15 protein-coding genes are annotated in these 16,366 nt (G+C 58.1%); 10 read left to right on the plus strand and 5 right to left on the minus strand.

Features of this window, described 5'->3' with window-relative positions:
* Positions 1 to 454: alkaline phosphatase PhoX (locus B2M20_RS16540; protein ID WP_139372933.1), on the minus strand; the 454-nt coding region annotated here is incomplete at its 3' end.
* A gap of 282 nt (positions 455 to 736) precedes the next feature.
* Here B2M20_RS16540 and B2M20_RS16545 point away from each other — a divergent pair.
* Positions 737 to 1,210 (plus strand): nuclear transport factor 2 family protein, encoded by a 474-nt coding sequence (locus B2M20_RS16545; protein ID WP_079448145.1) that lies wholly within the window; start codon positions 737 to 739, stop codon positions 1,208 to 1,210.
* Positions 1,211 to 1,430: 220 nt separating this feature from the next.
* Positions 1,431 to 2,288, plus strand: coding sequence for a L,D-transpeptidase (locus B2M20_RS16550; protein WP_079448153.1), 858 nt, complete (start codon positions 1,431 to 1,433; stop codon positions 2,286 to 2,288).
* 238 nt (positions 2,289 to 2,526) lie between these two features.
* Here B2M20_RS16550 and B2M20_RS20620 read toward each other — a convergent pair whose 3' ends face one another.
* A complete protein-coding gene (locus tag B2M20_RS20620) occupies positions 2,527 to 2,652 on the minus strand; it encodes a hypothetical protein (RefSeq protein ID WP_274533977.1) in 126 nt (41 codons plus the stop codon).
* A gap of 564 nt (positions 2,653 to 3,216) precedes the next feature.
* A complete protein-coding gene (locus B2M20_RS16560) occupies positions 3,217 to 4,356 on the minus strand; it encodes a PepSY-associated TM helix domain-containing protein (RefSeq protein ID WP_079448147.1) in 1,140 nt (379 codons plus the stop codon).
* 604 nt (positions 4,357 to 4,960) lie between these two features.
* Here B2M20_RS16560 and B2M20_RS16565 point away from each other — a divergent pair.
* Complete coding sequence (locus B2M20_RS16565; protein WP_079448148.1) at positions 4,961 to 5,422, plus strand: hypothetical protein; 462 nt, start codon at positions 4,961 to 4,963, stop codon at positions 5,420 to 5,422.
* Positions 5,423 to 5,511: 89 nt separating this feature from the next.
* Here the strand turns inward: B2M20_RS16565 and B2M20_RS16570 are convergent, their stop codons facing one another.
* Together B2M20_RS16570 and B2M20_RS16575 are read right to left on the minus strand one after the other, a co-directional pair.
* Entirely contained in the window at positions 5,512 to 6,198 is a 687-nt protein-coding gene (locus B2M20_RS16570) for a Fe2+-dependent dioxygenase (protein ID WP_079448149.1), read from the minus strand.
* Between the two features lie 78 nt (positions 6,199 to 6,276).
* Positions 6,277 to 8,700 carry a TonB-dependent receptor gene (locus B2M20_RS16575; RefSeq protein ID WP_139372934.1) on the minus strand — a complete coding sequence of 808 codons (2,424 nt, stop codon included), beginning with the start codon at positions 8,698 to 8,700 and terminating at the stop codon, positions 6,277 to 6,279.
* 468 nt (positions 8,701 to 9,168) lie between these two features.
* On the opposite strand from B2M20_RS16575, the gene exbB reads away from it, so the two are divergent.
* From exbB to B2M20_RS16610, 7 genes are all read left to right on the plus strand, one after another.
* A complete protein-coding gene (exbB, locus tag B2M20_RS16580; protein ID WP_244553569.1) occupies positions 9,169 to 10,206 on the plus strand; it encodes a tonB-system energizer ExbB in 1,038 nt (345 codons plus the stop codon).
* Positions 10,207 to 10,257: 51 nt separating this feature from the next.
* Positions 10,258 to 10,665 carry a TonB system transport protein ExbD gene (gene exbD, locus B2M20_RS16585; RefSeq protein WP_079448154.1) on the plus strand — a complete coding sequence of 136 codons (408 nt, stop codon included), beginning with the start codon at positions 10,258 to 10,260 and terminating at the stop codon, positions 10,663 to 10,665.
* Positions 10,662 to 11,417, plus strand: coding sequence for an energy transducer TonB family protein (locus tag B2M20_RS16590; RefSeq protein ID WP_079448150.1), 756 nt, complete (start codon positions 10,662 to 10,664; stop codon positions 11,415 to 11,417). The genes exbD and B2M20_RS16590 overlap by 4 nt, the downstream gene beginning before the upstream one ends.
* A complete protein-coding gene (gene secA, locus B2M20_RS16595) occupies positions 11,414 to 13,834 on the plus strand; it encodes a preprotein translocase subunit SecA (protein WP_079448151.1) in 2,421 nt (806 codons plus the stop codon). The genes B2M20_RS16590 and secA overlap by 4 nt, the downstream gene beginning before the upstream one ends.
* A 462-nt stretch (positions 13,835 to 14,296) precedes the next feature.
* Entirely contained in the window at positions 14,297 to 14,533 is a 237-nt protein-coding gene (locus B2M20_RS20415; protein WP_244553570.1) for a hypothetical protein, read from the plus strand.
* Positions 14,534 to 14,694: 161 nt separating this feature from the next.
* Positions 14,695 to 15,690, plus strand: coding sequence for a catalase family peroxidase (locus B2M20_RS16605; protein WP_139372935.1), 996 nt, complete (start codon positions 14,695 to 14,697; stop codon positions 15,688 to 15,690).
* A gap of 236 nt (positions 15,691 to 15,926) precedes the next feature.
* Positions 15,927 to 16,366, plus strand: a 440-nt coding sequence (locus tag B2M20_RS16610; RefSeq protein WP_274533978.1) for an alkyl sulfatase dimerization domain-containing protein, incomplete at its 3' end; no start/stop codon positions are given.

Here is a 16,366-nt window from a genome sequence, read left to right on the forward strand (position 1 = left end):
CTTTAGCAGCCAGCGAGGCACGCGCCCTGGGCGACATCATGTCGGAATCTATGGGCGGCATCATCTCGGAATGCCCGGGCGACTTCATCGGAATCCGCAGACTACCGACCTGCATCGCCTGATCCTCGCCGCTGTTGTCGATCGTGAAGGCTGGCATGCGGCCCAGGATTGGCTCGCCCCATGGCAGGATGAACTGCACGCGGTATCCTTCGGGAACGGCCACCCTATCGGCACGGCTGACCGGGACTGGTTTGAAATCGAGGCGGTCCTTGGCGGCTCGTCCATCACCAGGGCGAACGAACAACGCGGCGACCGCTGTAGCCAGCGCGCCAGCGAGCACGTCCCGGCGCTTCAAACGCCGCGCGACAAGATCTCCAAAACGCGGGTTTCCAGTCTCAAGGCATGGCGGCTCATCACCGCCGTCGCCGCGAATAATCTCGATGGTTTTGCTCATCTCGGACCCCCAATAGAAGGGTTCGAAATTACCGCCGCTGTATGACAGTTAGTTCACGCCATCGATGGCAGGCGAAGATGGTTCAGGTCCATGGTTCGATAGGGACGATCTGAAAGATCAGCTTGGCCATTTGATTTGTCCCTTTTATTGTTCCAACTCCAGGGACGAACTGCTCACGACAATTCTGACAACGCTTCTGGAATTTCTGAGCACACCGGCCACGATGCCCCGACTGAAAGTCGGGCCTGCGTGCCATCGCTAACATCAACAGGAGAATTACAAATGTCCGAAGTTCGTCCGCCAGTCCCGCCGTTCACGCACGAAACCGCGGTCCTCAAGGTGCGAGGAGCCGAGGACGGCTGGAATTCCCGCAATCCAGAAAAGGTCAGCCTCGCATATACTTCGGACAGCCGCTGGCGGAACCGGAATGAGATTTTCTCCGGCCGCGACGCGATCGTCGAGTTCCTGACCCGCAAATGGGAGAAGGAACGAGAATATCGCCTCATCAAGGAATTGTGGGCATTCAGCGATTCACGCATCGCCGTGCGCTTTGCGTACGAATGGCAAGACGCGGGCGGCAATTGGTTTCGCTCTTATGGTAACGAAAACTGGCAGTTCAACGAAGCTGGCCTCATGGCTGTTCGCCATGCCAGCATCAACGACCTCTCGATCACAGAGAACGCACGCCTCTTCCATTGGACTATCGGCGCCCGCCGCCCGGATGATCATCCGAGCCTGAGTGATCTCAATCTTTGAGTCTCCTGGATCTCCTGCCTCCTCGGCCACGCACCGTGTTCTTCACGGTCGCCGATCGCGGTGAAGCGGGTTAGCCCGCTTACCGTAACTAGAGGCTGATTTTGGTTTGCCAAACGAGCATTAACGACGCCTGACGATCTCCGGCCCAAGCGGAATCGCTTCAAAGTTTATTATAATTTGCTGAGATACTTCTTCCGAGAAAATGGATCTGGGAAGAAATATGGGTAAGCGGGCCAAACGTGGAAAGACAGAGTCGATAACACTTCCGGTCGCAGGAAGAGTTGCAGTCGGCGTCGTGGCCGCTGCCGCATTGGGGTACATTTTGCTGTCTCGCCCTGCGGGGGTCGAACCAGTACGGAGGCCATCCGCGCGCTTAGTCCAGGTACCGTCGCCCCCAGCTCACGTATCAACTTCAATTCGTGTAGCGTCAACTCAAGCTGCAATCCCTGCCCCCGCGCCTCGGGTCGAAACACCAAAAGCCGCTGACGCTCCCGGTAGACTTGTTCGGCAGGTGGTTGACTACGTCAGCCACCAGACGCCAGGCACAGTCATCATCGATACAGGAAACACATTTCTTTATCTCGTTTTGAACGACGGGCAAGCGATGCGCTACGGTATCGGTGTTGGCCGCAAAGGTTTTACATGGTCCGGCGAGCAAGCTGTGGCCCGCAAAACAGAATGGCCGGATTGGCGTCCACCTGCAGAGATGCTGTCTCGCCAGCCTTATCTGCCGCGATTTATGGCAGGCGGTCCCGGCAATCCACTCGGCGCTCGGGCGATGTATCTAGGCGAGACCGAATATAGGATTCACGGCACCAACAAGCCCGATACGATTGGGAAGCGGGTTTCGTCCGGCTGTATCCGGCTGACCAATGAGGACGTCATGGACCTTTATGAGCGGGTGAAGGTCGGAGCGAAAGTGATCGTGCTTCCGGTAACCGCTGCTCAACGACCATCGCAGGGAAACCCGGCCGACGCCGCCTTCCGATCGCCGGACCCGGCATTGCCATCGAACCGGCTCCCGGCAACCGACGCGCAGGGGCCGTCATCTCGACCGAAGATGGCCAAGGCTCAGTAACTTACGTGTAGCCCATGTTCCTATCCGAGAGCCGAATGGGTGATGCGGAAACTAAAATAGTCGTCGACAGACCTGGAGCGCCTTCAGGACCTACTGGCGAGATCGCCATGACAAGGATCATGGCCTCGACCAGTTTGCTTCTCAGCAAAGTGGTCGCATCCCATTTGGTCGCAGCGGGCGTGGATGGCGACGTAAGAGGCGAAGACAACGCCAGCGGTCAGGCGCCAGCGTGGATCCACTACAATTCTGAAGGATCATCCGGCCTTAGATAAGGGCCATAGAGCACGTCCTGCCGCCACTCATAGAGCTTCACAACAACAGCACCCATCGCAACTACAACAAAAAATAGGGCTACCTCGAACATCGTCGATCTCCAATCGTGCGACACACTTCGATCGACGCGATGGATTGGTCAACGACATCTAGGGGGTAGTGTTAATATGCACCGCGGACGAGCATCGAGCCGTCGCGTTCAGTTCCAGATTTAACCCGAGGCCGCAACATCAAGCTTAATGCGCGAGTTTCATTGCGCGGAGACTGAAAGCCACAGCGCCGATATGTCCCGCAGCTCGCGCCATCTGCGACGGGTGATGACTCTCCCCAGCAAGAAAAAGAGCCAGCCTTGTCAGCCCCAGACCAGACTCAAGTCAAAGCTCGACGCGTATTACGTGCCTGGGGTTAAGCGGTGAAGGCCTGATTTACCACAGACACTTCTTCGGGAGACAGACCGGCCCTTAATCCAGTAAAAAGTTGCGATTGCTACCGGCACAGCGAGCGCCAACCACGAGATCGCGTCCGAAAGACCATTGCCAAAAAGAGCAAACGTCAGCCCTGCTGTGGTGACAGCGGCTATAAGGACAGGCACACGGAAGACTTCCCAAACCGTTCTGTGGACGACTTTTTGCCGGGGAATGTGGATTTGAGCCATTCAATACTCACGCTTCGGATCAACCATCCGAGGTATGCTGCGAGAGGCGCGATCGATCCCAAAGGATCGCTTTTTAATTGCCCATAAGTAAAGGCCGCTCAACAGGATGATGATCGTAATAATATCGAAAAGCGCCCAGATGATTTTTAGAGGCAACTCCCCATAGTCTCCAAAATGAAGCGGACGTGAAACCTGCAATACCTTGAGATACCAAGGAACCTGCGGTGCAATCATGTTTGACGCGTCGTTTGCATCGACCAGAATGGGTTCACGCATCCGAGCCGTGAATGGCGTGCTGCCCTTGGTCCCCACGATGAGGTGTTGCGGGCTTCCGAAACGGCCAGAGGTCGGCATGATGACCTGCGTGATGATCCGGTCCGGGAATTTCTCTTGTACGTTATCAACGACTGCTTGAATGGACGGAATTCGCGCAACCGGCTTTCCTACATAGGAAGCAAGCAGGGTTGGCAAGTACTGAGCACGCCAGAGGTCGGACAACGGACTCGCAAGTGTGTTGATTGTGCCCGTCAGCCCCACAACCAGTGCCCAGGTTACGGTCACGATACCCAGAAGATTGTGCCCATCCAGCCACTTCACACGAGACGATGTGTAGCGAATCGAGCCGAAATCCAGCCGCCTCATGAACGGCCAGTAAACGACAATGCCCGACACGATAGAGACCACGAAAACAAGACCTATCACGCCGAGAAAAAGCTCGCCGGGCAGACCGACGAACATATCTCTGTGAATCCGCAATATGATGTTCATGACGTCCAGATGCGGCACCTCATCTCCCAGTACTTCAACGGTCCGCGCATCGAACGTCGTGCGACGGAACATGCCCGGGAGTGGAACTGCAGTGGGCGATGTCGCAACACTCACTACCGGTTCAGTCTGACTTGGCTGCATGAAAAGGATGAATTGGCCGGGGTATAGTTTTTGGGCAGCCTCAACTACACGATCCAACGATGCCCGAGGGGTATTCGCTGCCATCGGGGGCGCGGATATTTCCTCTTCGAATAGCTCATCAATCTCATGATGAAAGATCAGCGGCAACCCGGTCACGCATAGCATCAGCAAAAACAACATGCTGACGAGCGATGTCCACGTATGGATGCGAGACCATATTTTGATCGTCATTTGTGCATCAGAAGTTGGATGTGGCCGACAGTAAGTTAAGCCCAAGGAGTTGCAAGCGCGATAGCCCCGCTATGCGCTGACGTCCAGTAAGCCTGGTTTCCGACATTCTACCATGCCCCGGACAATAATCGGTTTTCCGTTCCAAGGCGAGGCAAAGGTGTATCGCGATCTCGTCTGCTATTGGAAGCTCTACAAATGTAGGTGCAAAAAACTGAGGCTTCGTCATGTTCCAGTGAGCGACATCTGTCGCTCTTATCGCGCGAGCCTCTCCTGGAGACCGGTATCTGAAAACCGTGGTTGATCAGCCGGACGTCGGATACACAATGATGCTGGCGCGAGCGTGCTCAGACAAAGACCCATCTACTCAGTCAAGGTACGGATACGCGTACTGCCCATCGCCTTCCCTTTGACCCTAAATATTACGTGACGAACGGTGATGAAGGGGCCTGCCAAAGCCTGAGGGACCGACGTCACGGTTCCAACCCTTAGGGTTACGCCAGCGCAGAGTGGAAGCCGGTTTTGAACAAGATCATACTCGATCAAAGACCAGGTTAGAGGTGTAGCGCGATTGAATCAAACATCCACCAATACGAGGAGATTGCCCGTGCTCACGCCGGTTAAGGATGATCTCTCCGTCCAGCAGGATTCGTCGCCGCGTCAGCGAGATTACAACCGGCGCCGCTTCCTCGCATTGCTACGCGACGAGGTCGCGATCCTGCGCACACTCGGCATGGATCATCGGCGCATCGCCGTGCAGCTCGATATCGAAGAGCACGACGTGCGAGCGTTTTGCCCGAAGCCACGCGAGAAAGACCCGCGCCGCAACCTGCCGCGTCGCGCCGTGGAAGCGCTGCTTCATGGCCGTCACGCCTCGATCGGCGGCAGGACTGTCGCCAAGCGCAGCCGCCATCTCGCCGTGATTGCCGCCGCCTACACCTGGGACGAGTTGTTGTCCGAGCCGGGCGTCGGATCCGTCACCGCAAACCAGATCCGCCTCTGGCTCGAAGAGCGTGGCGGGATGTTGCGTTACGGGACAGCAGACCCTCAGTCGAACAATACCGACTGATCGCTATTGTTGCGTGATGCATCAGCTTCAGCGTTCACGGCCGTTTCAGCAATCTTTGTCTCGCCGCGCTCGGGCCATGCACGTTGGATTCAGGTCTGCGCCCATTGTCGCAGCAGGTTGTGATAAAGTGAGGTCAACGACACCACGGTCGGATGCTCGGGGTGGTCAGCGTTGAGACGAATGATCGACATATCCAGATCGAACATCATGGCGCGTCGCGACGCCTCGCTGATCATGCTTTCGGTCCAGAAGAACGACGCGACACGTGAGCCCCGGGTCACCTTGGTGACATGGTGGACGCTGGTGCCAGGATACACGATCATGTCGCCGGCCGGCAGCTTCACGGAATGGGTACCGTAGGTGTCCTCGATGACCAGCTCGCCTCCGTCGTATTCCTCCGGAGACGAAAGAAACAGCGTCGACGAGACGTCAGTCCGCACACGCATTCCTGTGCCAGGAACCATACGGATGGCGTTGTCGACGTGCGAGCCGAAATTCATCTCGCCGTCAGCATCGTAGCGGTTGAACAGCGGCGGAAAGATCGTCTTCGGAAGCACCGCGGACACAAACAGCGGATTGCGGTTGAGGGCCGCCAGTACAATGTCACCGAGCTCGCGGGCTTCCGGCGTTCCCTCCGGCAATTGCAGATTGCGCTTAACCTGCGCCGATTGATGCCCGGCCGTAATCCGCCCGTCCACCCATTCGGCACGCGCCATCACATCTCGGCAATGTTGCACCTGCTCCGGCGTCAAGACATTCGGAACTCGCACTAGCACCGGGGCGCTCCTTGAGATAAAGAGCCGGCGCCTTACGACGCCGGCTCCGATATCGTTATCCTCGACCTACCGTAAAAGTTATTTGCTCACGTAACGCTCGGCCTTCACCGGATAATCCGGTGCGACCGGCGGCGGCGGCACGAAGCTATAGCGGTAAGTCAACATCGCGGTCCGCCCGGCGGCCGGAACGGCGTGACCCTGGTAATACTGGGCGTAGTACAGCTCATCCGTCAGGTTGTAGATGTTGAGCTGCAGCATCGAGTCCTTCGTGAGCTTATAGCTCGTCATCAGATCGAGCTTCCAGTAGTTGGGCACGTAGTTTGTGTTCTGGACATTGGCGAAGGTTTGCGCCGCATAAACGGCACCGCCACCGACAGTCCACAGTGGCGTCAGTTCGTAAGTGGTCCACAGCGTAAAGTTATGCGGTGGCGTCTGGGGAAGCTGGTTGCCCAACTGCGCAAGATCGGTCGTATTGAGGATCTTGGAGTCGAGATAGCTGTAGCCCGCGAACACGCCCCACTTATCGGTGAGCTTGCCCGCGGCGCCCACTTCCACACCATCCACGCGCGCCACACCGCCGAGCACCAGCGCCGCATTCGTGGCCGGATCGATCGGAATGCGCATGTTGGTTTTCTCGATACGGAACACCGCACCGCTCAACGTCAACTTGCCGTGTAGAAGATCGACCTTGGTGCCGACTTCCATCGTCGTGTTGCGCTCGGGAGCTAGCCTGGAGTTCGCCGCGTTGTTGCCGGCGTCGCTCAGCACGTCGAACTCCGCCGCCGGATTATTCGACACGCCATAGGCAGCGTAGACCATTGCATTATGGGTCGGATGAAAGACACCGCCGACGCGCCAGGCGACCATCTGGTCGGCCCGACTGAGCTGCTGGCTCGCGGGCGGTACCGCCGCGAGATTGGTATAGGTCGTTCGGAAATCGTCGTAGCGGATCGATCCGAGCAATTCGAAGTACTCGTTGATCTTAACCTGATCGAAGCCATAAACCGCGTAGTCCGTCGAGATAGTGTAGTTCGGCAAGAGGAAACCGTTGTTCGGTCCACCATAGGTCGTATCGACCGGAGCAAAGGCGCTGGTCCGGCACGCCGGATCGGTTGGCAAGCAGTAATTGGCACGTATCTGAGCGCGGGTTTGCTGCGAGGCTAAAGCACCCAGCGTGAAGGTATGCTCCAAGCTGCCGGTGTGAAACTTGCCGGTCAGATCGGTCTGATTGATGAACAGCGTGTTATCGGTCAACGTCTCGAAGTGTTGACGCCCGATCGTCATCAGTTCGACCGGATAGCCCGGCGGCGGCGGCGCTATCGCAGGCCCAGCTGCTGGCTGAGGTACCACGAAAGTGCTATTCGCATCACCAAGGCTACGCGGTGGGGTCGGCCGCGCCATGCGGTCGACACTGACGTATCGGGTCGAGTTCGAAATCTTCAAGCCGTCGTCGAAATCATGTTCGAACCGGGCTGTCGCGATGTGGGTATTAGTGACCTGACGGTCGGCCAGAGGGCCACCAGCCACGCCGTAAAAATTTTGGCGGGGAACCGGTATCGGCGGTGTCGCCGTGCCATTGCCGAAATAGCCAGGGTTGGTCCTCGCGCCGGTCACCGAACTGTAAACCGGCGGCGGCAGATATGGATGACCGTAATCCGGCACGCCATCCTCGCCTTGATAAACATAGCTGAAGATTGCGCGGGTATCCGGCGTAAACTCCGCTTTGAGCGACGGCGCGACACCCCAGCGCCTTGCGAAAATGTGATTTCGGTCCTGGACAGGAATGTCCTGATACATCGCAGCAATGCGGCCGGACAAATTCCCCTGTGTCCCATTGGCATCGACATCGGCGCGATAACCGCCGCTGCTGACGCCGCTGACGGTGCTATTCACGAAGGTGGTCGCTTGCGGCACCTTCGAGACGGTGTTGATCGCGGCGCCAGTCGAACCACGACCGAAGGCAAATCCCGACGGCCCTTTGTAAACTTCGACGCGATCACTGCTGAACATGTCGCGCGTGTACCAGCCCGGATCGAGAAGGCCGTCGCGGTACATGTCGCCGCGTGCCGCGAAGCCGCGCACAATCGGCGTATCCCCCTGATTGCCGCCTTCGCCGGCGCCGAAGGTGATGCCCGGCACCGTTCGCAGCGCATCTTCCATGGTGAGAACCCGCTGCTCCTGGATCACCTGCTGCGTCACCACGTTGACGGTTTGCGGAGTATTGGAGAGCGGCACCGGAAGACGGGCCATTCCTGCCTGCGCAGGCGCCTGATAGCCAGTGACGCCATGCGCGTCGCCGAGCATGGGATTGACCTGAACGTTGCTCGACGTGGCAGCGGCAACTGGCGCTGGGGCAACGTGTGCAGGCGCGTGATGTGTGGTTCTTTTCTTGGCTTGCCGCTTTGGCGCCGTGACACGAACCTGCGGAAGATCTTCTCCGCTGGGCGCTGGCTGAGCATCGGCGAAATCGGGGATCAACATGACCGCGGCAACGCCGATCATTGCTCTCCCCCATCCAACTACCGACGTATCCTCTGTTTGTCTGTCAACACTGCTTGTACCACCCGTATGATCTGCCGATGAAATAACCATTGCCCCCAATTCCTCGATTGCCGACCCCTACGGAAACAGAAACAGTATCCGCGACGGCGGTCCGTCATTAGCTTTAGACATTGTCGTTGAGCAATATATCTGAGGCACAATTTGAAGCCTTTTATAGAAGTTCTAACGCCGTCCATCTGCGTATCCCAAACGAAATCAACCCGCGCGAGTAAACAGCGTCTCCTCGCTGCGTCTCTTAAAGAGATTCTAAAAATGTTTGCCGGTTTGCCTGTTTGATTTGGAAAGCCCAGACGCTAGACCACTCGCCAGATGCCTGCGCACTCGTTCTTGGCCCGCTCGGATGGCCCAGACCGGTGCATGATTGTAGAGTTTTTCACCATGAAGCTGTCTTTGAATGTCTCACATACAATGGTGAGAAACGACCGAATGCGGATCGCAAAGGCTTCAGCGGTCGGGCTTGCAAGCCTCTTGATGTTGGTGATGTTGGCGGTTGGACCGCACCCCGCTTACGCTCAGTCATTATCGCGGCCCGGCTCGCACGACGCCGTTTCTTCTGGCCAAAATCCTTCGCTAGGCGTGCAATCAACGCCTGCGGCACCGCAGACGACACAACTTAATTCCCAGCAACCCACGTCGCAGGCCGTACCTGACGCAAAAACGTCTCCCGCCGAGCAATCGGCTGCGCCGGCGACGCCGTCAGTCGAACATCAAACGCCGCCGGCGACCGAACTAGTCGAGGTCTCCGAATCGATCCTGCCGCATGAACTGACGCCTATAGGCATGTTCATGGCGGCCGACTCCATTGTGAAAGCGGTGATGATCGGTCTGGCGCTCGCTTCTGTCGTGACCTGGTCGGTATGGCTTGCCAAGACAATTGAGTTGCTCAGCGCGCGAAGCAGACTTGTGCGCGACCTTCATAGGGTGGAAGACGTTCGCTCACTCGATGAGGCGAGCAAGATATTGCAGCAGTCCGGCAGTGATATAGCCATCCTTACCAAGGCCGCGCGCGTTGAGATTCATCGTTCGCAGGACGCCATGAACCATGACGGGGTCAAGGAACGAGTCGCTTCGCTGTTCAGCCGCATTGAGGCGGCCGCGTCACGGCGCATGACCCGCGGGACCAGCATTCTGGCCACTATCGGATCGACCGCGCCGTTTGTCGGGCTTTTCGGCACCGTCTGGGGCATCATGAATGCCTTCATCGGCATTTCGAAGACGCAAACCACCAACCTCGCCGTCGTCGCGCCTGGCATCGCCGAGGCTTTGCTGGCGACAGCCATGGGGCTTGTCGCGGCGATTCCGGCGGTGATGATCTACAACATGTTTTCGCGCTCCATCACCGGCTATCGCGGCTTACTCGGAGACGGCTCGGCGGAGCTGATGCGCATGGTGAGCAGAGATCTCAATCGTGCGGAGATGATACCTCATCGGATAGCTGCGGAGTAAGGAGTAACACCCGTGGGCGTTTCGCTTCAGTCGGCATCGTCCGAGGACGAGATGACGCAGGTCAGCGACATCAACGTGACGCCGTTCATCGACGTCATTCTCGTGCTATTGATTATTTTCATGATTGCCGCGCCGTTGGCGACCGTCGACATCCCTGTCGACCTGCCGGCATCGACGGCGGTGCGCCAGCCACGTCCGGAAAAGCCGATCTTCATTACGCTCAAGGCCGACCGTACGCTGGCGGTCGGGGAGACGCCGCTCTCGCGTATGGCGCTAGCTGCCTCGCTGGCCTCGCTGACATCGTCGGATCACAGCAAGCGTCTGTTCGTTCGCGCTGACAAGACCGTTCCCTATGGCGAGGTGATGTCGCTGATGAACGATTTGCGGTCTGCAGGGTATCTGAAGATCGCCCTGGTCGGGCTTGAGTCCGCGAGCGGAGCCGGGGAAACCGCGCAATGAGCATGTCGCGCCTTTACAGCCACGTTACGCGGAAAGAAATGCTGCGCTGGGGCACCTGCTTCGTTGCAATGTTGTCGCTACATGGCGCGGTCGCGGCCGCGCTGCTCATGACTCCGGCCGAAGGAGATACATTCGATACCGTCACGGCAATCGAAGTCGATTTTACGACTGAGTCATTCCGCGACGCCGAGGCCCGAGACGTCGCACCGGGCGAAGAGCAAATGCAGACCGACGAGGCTCCTCCGCCTCAGGAGAAGGCCGAAGTCAAGACCGAGAAGGAGCCGGAGCCCGAACCGCCGCTTCCGCAGGTAGCCGAACCGGATGTTGCGCTGGAGACCCCTCCTGAGCAGAAGAAACAGGAGGAGGAGAAAAAAGAAGAGAAAGAAAAGACTCCGAACGCAACGCCACCGGTGGTCGCCTCGTCCGTCACGACGGCGCCAACCGCCGCGGCTGCACGTAAGGCGCCACTCGTGAGCTGGAAACGGAAGCTGGCCCTTCACCTTCAGCGCAATAAGCGATACCCGCGGGATGCCCAGGCCCACCATGAAACCGGAACAGCGCGGGTGTTCTTCATCGTTGACCGCAATGGTCACGTTATTTCCAGCCAAATCGCGAAAGGCAGCGGTTCTGCAGCTCTCGATCGTGAAACGCTCGAACTCCTGCAACGCGCGCAGCCCTTGCCTCAGCCTCCGAACGACGTCGGCGGTACTCAGTTTGCTTTTACGATGCCGATTCTTTTTGAGTTTCAATGATCCCACGCCTGGCAAGGCGCGCGCTTAGTTTCGGCACTCGTCGGAAACTGACACAATACGAAACGACAGCCGACCGGATCCTTGCCCAGGAATCGGATTGTCGACGATTATCTTCCGGCGGGCTGCTTGATCGCGTTGCCGAACTGCGCCGGCGGGTGCAGGCCGGCTCGGCCATCGATGGGATCAAGCAAGAGGCTTTCGCGCTGGCTCGCGAAGCTGCGTGGCGTGCGCTGAGCGAGCACCCTGTTCCGGTGCAGATCATCGGCGCTCTCGCCCTTCATGACGGTCATCTCGCTGAGATGAAGACCGGTGAAGGCAAGACGCTAACCGCCGCGCTCGTCTGCGCGCTCAATGCTTTGACGGGCCGGGGCGTTCACGTCGCCACGCCGAACGACTATCTGGCTGAACGCGACGCCGCCTGGATGCGGCCGTTCTACGACTTGCTCGGACTCAGCACCGGCGTCATCACGCAGGAGATGGACGACGACAGCCGGCGCGAAGCCTATCGTTGCGATATTACCTATGGCATCGCCAGCGAGTTCGGTTTCGACTATCTGCGCGACAACCTGAAATTTTCGGCCGCGGAAACTGTGCAGCGCGGCCATGCATTCGCATTGGTTGACGAGGCCGACGCTACCCTGATCGACGAGGCCAGCATGCCCTTGGCGCTGTTTGGGCCGCTTGGCGATCACTCCGGCTTTTATCACGCGATCGATGCCGAGGTCGCCTCGTTGCAGCCCTCGCACTACGAGATAGATCATCGTCGGCGCGTCGCGCTGACCGAGGCGGGATACAGTGAGATCGAATTGCGGCTGCAGCAACAAAGATTGCTGAAGGCTTCGACGACGCTGCATGACATTGCGTCGATCTCGCTGCTCCACCACGTCATGCAGTCGCTGCGGGCTCATGTGATGCTCGCGCGCGACCGCGACTATGTGGTTGAGAACGGCAGCGTGACCATTGTCGATCGGCTGACGGGCCGACCGATGCCAGGGCGGCGCTATGATGAAGGGCTGCATCAGGCCCTCGAAGCCAAGGAAGGTTGCGCCATCGGAGAGGAAACACGTACGCTCGCCTCGATCACGTTCCAGACCTATTTCCAGCGCTACGCCAAGCTATCTGGCATGACCGGCACAGCAAAAGCGGATACAGAAGAATACCGAGATATCTACGGCCTCGACGTGATTTCAATCCCGACACACCGACCGATGATCCGTGTCGACGAAACCGTGCTGCACTCCACCGCCGCCGGTAAGTTTCAAGCGATCCTGCGGGAGTTGGAAGACGCCGCCGCGCGCGGTCAGCCCGTGCTGATCGGCGTTCCATCAATCGAACGATCGGAAGCATTGGCAGCGATGCTTGAAGCCAACGGCTGGCGGCAGCAAAACGCACCAGCTCAGAATCCAGGTTCAAGCCGCACCTTCTCCGTCCTTAACGCCAAGCATCACGCCCGCGAAGCCCAGATCATCGCTGAAGCCGGCGCTCCGGGCGCGGTGACGATCGCCACCGCAATGGCCGGCCGGGGCACGGATATACGGCTTGGCGGCGAACACGCCGATGCGCTAACACGCGCCAGGGTGATTGCCGCAGGCGGGCTGCTGGTTATCGGCACCACCCATCACGATCACGGGCGGATGGATGAACAATTGCGCGGTCGTGCCGGAAGGCAAGGCGATCCGGGGCGATCGGTTATTCACGCCTCGCTTCAAGACGAGTTTCTGCGGACTGCTGCGATCAACGCGCCACCAACACTGTTAACAGAACAAGCCGCCACGATCGCGCCTTCGGTTGCGACCCTCCTGATCGAGGCGGCGCAGAAGCGGCATGAAATGCGCAGTTTCGATCGCCGCCTTGGACTCCTGCGTTTCGACACAATCATTCAACGCCAGCGCGACAACGTTTTCGATTTGCGGCAAAGCATCCGCGATGGAAGCGACACGCTCATGTTGGTAAAGCGCCTGCGTCATGAGACGGTCGACGACCTGATAAATCGTTTCGCCACGCCAACCGCTCCATGGGACATTGCCGGGCTGGATCACGCCATCCGGTCCGTCCTGACTCTTGCCATTGATATCAGACCTCCATCGAGCGATCCCAAAGCCGACGCAAAGGTCCTCACCCAGCTCATCACTGCGGCGGCCGATCGCTGGATCGACGGCAAGATAGCCAGCATGGGTGAGACGATGTTTATTGATATCCTTCGCCGGCTGATGATGGCGCTAATCGATCACCTCTGGTCAGAGCAATCGGAACGCCTCGACCATCTCAAGCGCAGGATCGGCGACCGCGGGCTTCCGCCGCACAAGGTCGTTGCGGAATTTCAGCTTGAAGCATTCGCACTATTCGAACGAATGATCGTCGATTTCCGTCGCGACGTGACGGCCTATTCCATGCGCGTCGGTATACTTCCGTCGTGAGAAGCCCCCGCCCCTCATCAAACGTCCATCCATAAGCTCTCGCCAAAGTCCTTCACTTTGCCAAAGGTCGCGGAGCGGATGTATTGCCCGTCAATCGCGTTTACCGGCCTCCAAGAACTTCTTGGACCAGCCGTAGCACATTGGAGCGACGATCCCCTCGCGTCAACAAAGCTGACCCTCGCTTACAAATTCAAGTTCGTGTGACGCCATTTCTCGATCAATACGATCCGCCGATAATCGGACGTATGCTCGGGCGGCGGCGCGGTTGGTTGATTGTGGCCATTCTCGCTGTCATGGCCATGCTGACCGGGATCGCTTTTGGCAATCCAGGATATTGGATCTGGTGGACAGTCGGTTTCTCAATCGCACTCGGAATCGCGGGCGCAACGCTCGATCTGGTGCTCGACGGTTGGCGTATCACGAGCGTGCGTCCACCGGAGAAACAGGCGGCTGTCCTCATCGGTGCCGCTCTTCAAGCACCAGGGATTCACAAATACCGACATCGCGCCCGTGACCGAGGTCTTCGGTTTCTGGATCGCGCTTGGTGCCACCTTCATGGCCGGTTGGCTGATCCCGCGTATCGGCATGATGTCGAGCCTCCTCATTGGCACCGTCGCGGGCTCGGCCTCTTATCTCGCGCTCGCGTTTCCAGCGGCACATGGCGGGGATGGAGGTAAGGCGTTTGGACCTTCGCGCTGACCGTCGGCATTGAAGGAAGGAAGCCAATACGATGAGCAAATGGTTTTCAGTCTGCCGTTCCGACTATATTGGGCGTGCGATTTAGTTTAGACTCACCGCTGGTGTTCTGTTCTCCTTTAGCAGCTTTCCTTATACGCTTCTCGTAATCAGAGAGGATCATCGTGCGATCGTTTCAACGTCTTGCTATGAGCATCGCATTCTTCGCGGCGATCGCGGTAGGAGCTACCAACGTTTGCGCCGAAGACGAGCCGCTTGGCGTTCGGCTGGTCAATCAAATGAACGCGCGCTACGGCCAGCATACGGGCGTTCGCGCGAACCACGCCAAGGGTGCCGTGTTTGAAGGTATCTTCACGCCGGCGCAAGGCGCGGACTCCTTCAGCTCGGCTGTATTTCTCAAAGGCGCTCCGACGCCGTTGGTCATTCGATTCTCAAATGCAGGCGGCGTCCCTGATGCGCCCGACACCCACCCTTCGACCGGCGGTATCCGCGGCATGGCCATCAAGTTTCGTCTCTCGGATGGCAGCGAGCAAGACATTGTCTGTATATCGGCCAACGGGTTTCCGGTGGCAACCGGCGAGGATTTTCTAGCTCTGCTCCAAGCCGTCGGTGCGAGCGGTCCCAATGTCCCCAAGCCGACGCCGGTCGAGAAATTCTTGTCGATTCACCCTGCGGCAGCAGCGTTTGTCACCACGCCTCGGCCTGTGGCTGTCAGTTACGGCACGCAACCCTTCTTCGGCGTGAACGCGTTCAAGTTTACCAACACGCAAAAAACGAGCAAGTTTGGCCGCTATCGCATCGTACCGGAGAGCGGCCCGGCCTACGTAACCGACGAGGAGGCGGCGAAGCGTCCTCCGAATGCATTAGCTGACAATCTACGGGCGTCACTCGAAGCAGGACCGGTCAAGTTTCACCTTTTGGTGCAGGTTGCCGCCGCTGACGATCCAACCGCGGACGCTACGAAAGTCTGGCTGGATAGCCGTCCGACGATAGAACTCGGAGAAATCGCAGTCATCAAGGCGTTGGATACGAAGAAGATCGAGAACGATCTGCTATTCCTGCCGACCAATGTGACGACCGGCATCGAAGCTTCGGATGACCCGATCATTAATACGCGTACCGAGGCGTATGCCGAGTCATTCAGTCGCCGCACCAAATAGATCGTTCGCCAGGTCATATTGACAGAGTCGTGACCATAAAAAGATCGTGGGGTTGTCAGCGGCAAGCAGCAACGGGTCCTAGTAATTGCCGAAGGTTACCTAGGAGTTTTTCTGTTGTCCGCCTTTTCAATTTTTGTTCAGCTTCAAGCGTCAGTTGGATGAGAGCGCATTACAAGGAGTAGCGATGACGATGACACAGCTGGCCGCGCTGGGGCAACGCACGCATCCAAGAGGTGTTGCGCGCGCAACGCGACGCCTACGCCAACTTGAATAAGCAGGCGCTGCACTACGCTGCCCGAGGCGTCACTATCAACGAGATTCACAACGTGTATGAGGTGCCGAAGAGCCTGCGCGATCAGTGGGCTGCGCGGAGCTACCATGGGGATGTGCAGAACAACGCGCGAGCGGTAATCAACCGCTTCCTCGGCCACTACGACGGCAATCCGGCTAACCTGATCCCGTTATCACCGAAGGACTCCGCGCCACTATACGTGGACATGATGGGCGGACCGGCAAAAATCATCTCGAAGAACGAGGAACTACTTGGGCAGGGAAAATATCCGATTGTGCACCGATCTAGGGTCGGGACCCATAAAAGTGATTCCTTCGGCGCTGAGTTTGTGATTCACGGTCTCGGACAGGAGGCCTTTGATGAGTCGCGATTGCTTTTGGCTAA

Origin of the sequence: Nitrobacter vulgaris (genome assembly GCF_002028545.1) — a bacterium.
Lineage (GTDB): Bacteria > Pseudomonadota > Alphaproteobacteria > Rhizobiales > Xanthobacteraceae > Nitrobacter > Nitrobacter vulgaris.

What these genes read in the sequence shown, in the direction of transcription:
- B2M20_RS16545 (WP_079448145.1), top strand. Translation starts at nt 737, where the DNA reads ATGTCCGAAGTTCGTCCGCCAGTCCCGCCGTTCACGCACGAAACCGCG.
- B2M20_RS16550 (WP_079448153.1), top strand. Translation starts at nt 1,431, where the DNA reads ATGGGTAAGCGGGCCAAACGTGGAAAGACAGAGTCGATAACACTTCCG.
- B2M20_RS20620 (WP_274533977.1), bottom strand. Translation starts at nt 2,652, where the DNA reads ATGTTCGAGGTAGCCCTATTTTTTGTTGTAGTTGCGATGGGTGCTGTT.
- B2M20_RS16560 (WP_079448147.1), bottom strand. Translation starts at nt 4,356, where the DNA reads ATGACGATCAAAATATGGTCTCGCATCCATACGTGGACATCGCTCGTC.
- B2M20_RS16575 (WP_139372934.1), bottom strand. Translation starts at nt 8,700, where the DNA reads ATGATCGGCGTTGCCGCGGTCATGTTGATCCCCGATTTCGCCGATGCT.
- exbB (WP_244553569.1), top strand. Translation starts at nt 9,169, where the DNA reads ATGGTGAGAAACGACCGAATGCGGATCGCAAAGGCTTCAGCGGTCGGG.
- exbD (WP_079448154.1), top strand. Translation starts at nt 10,258, where the DNA reads ATGACGCAGGTCAGCGACATCAACGTGACGCCGTTCATCGACGTCATT.
- B2M20_RS16590 (WP_079448150.1), top strand. Translation starts at nt 10,662, where the DNA reads ATGAGCATGTCGCGCCTTTACAGCCACGTTACGCGGAAAGAAATGCTG.
- secA (WP_079448151.1), top strand. Translation starts at nt 11,414, where the DNA reads ATGATCCCACGCCTGGCAAGGCGCGCGCTTAGTTTCGGCACTCGTCGG.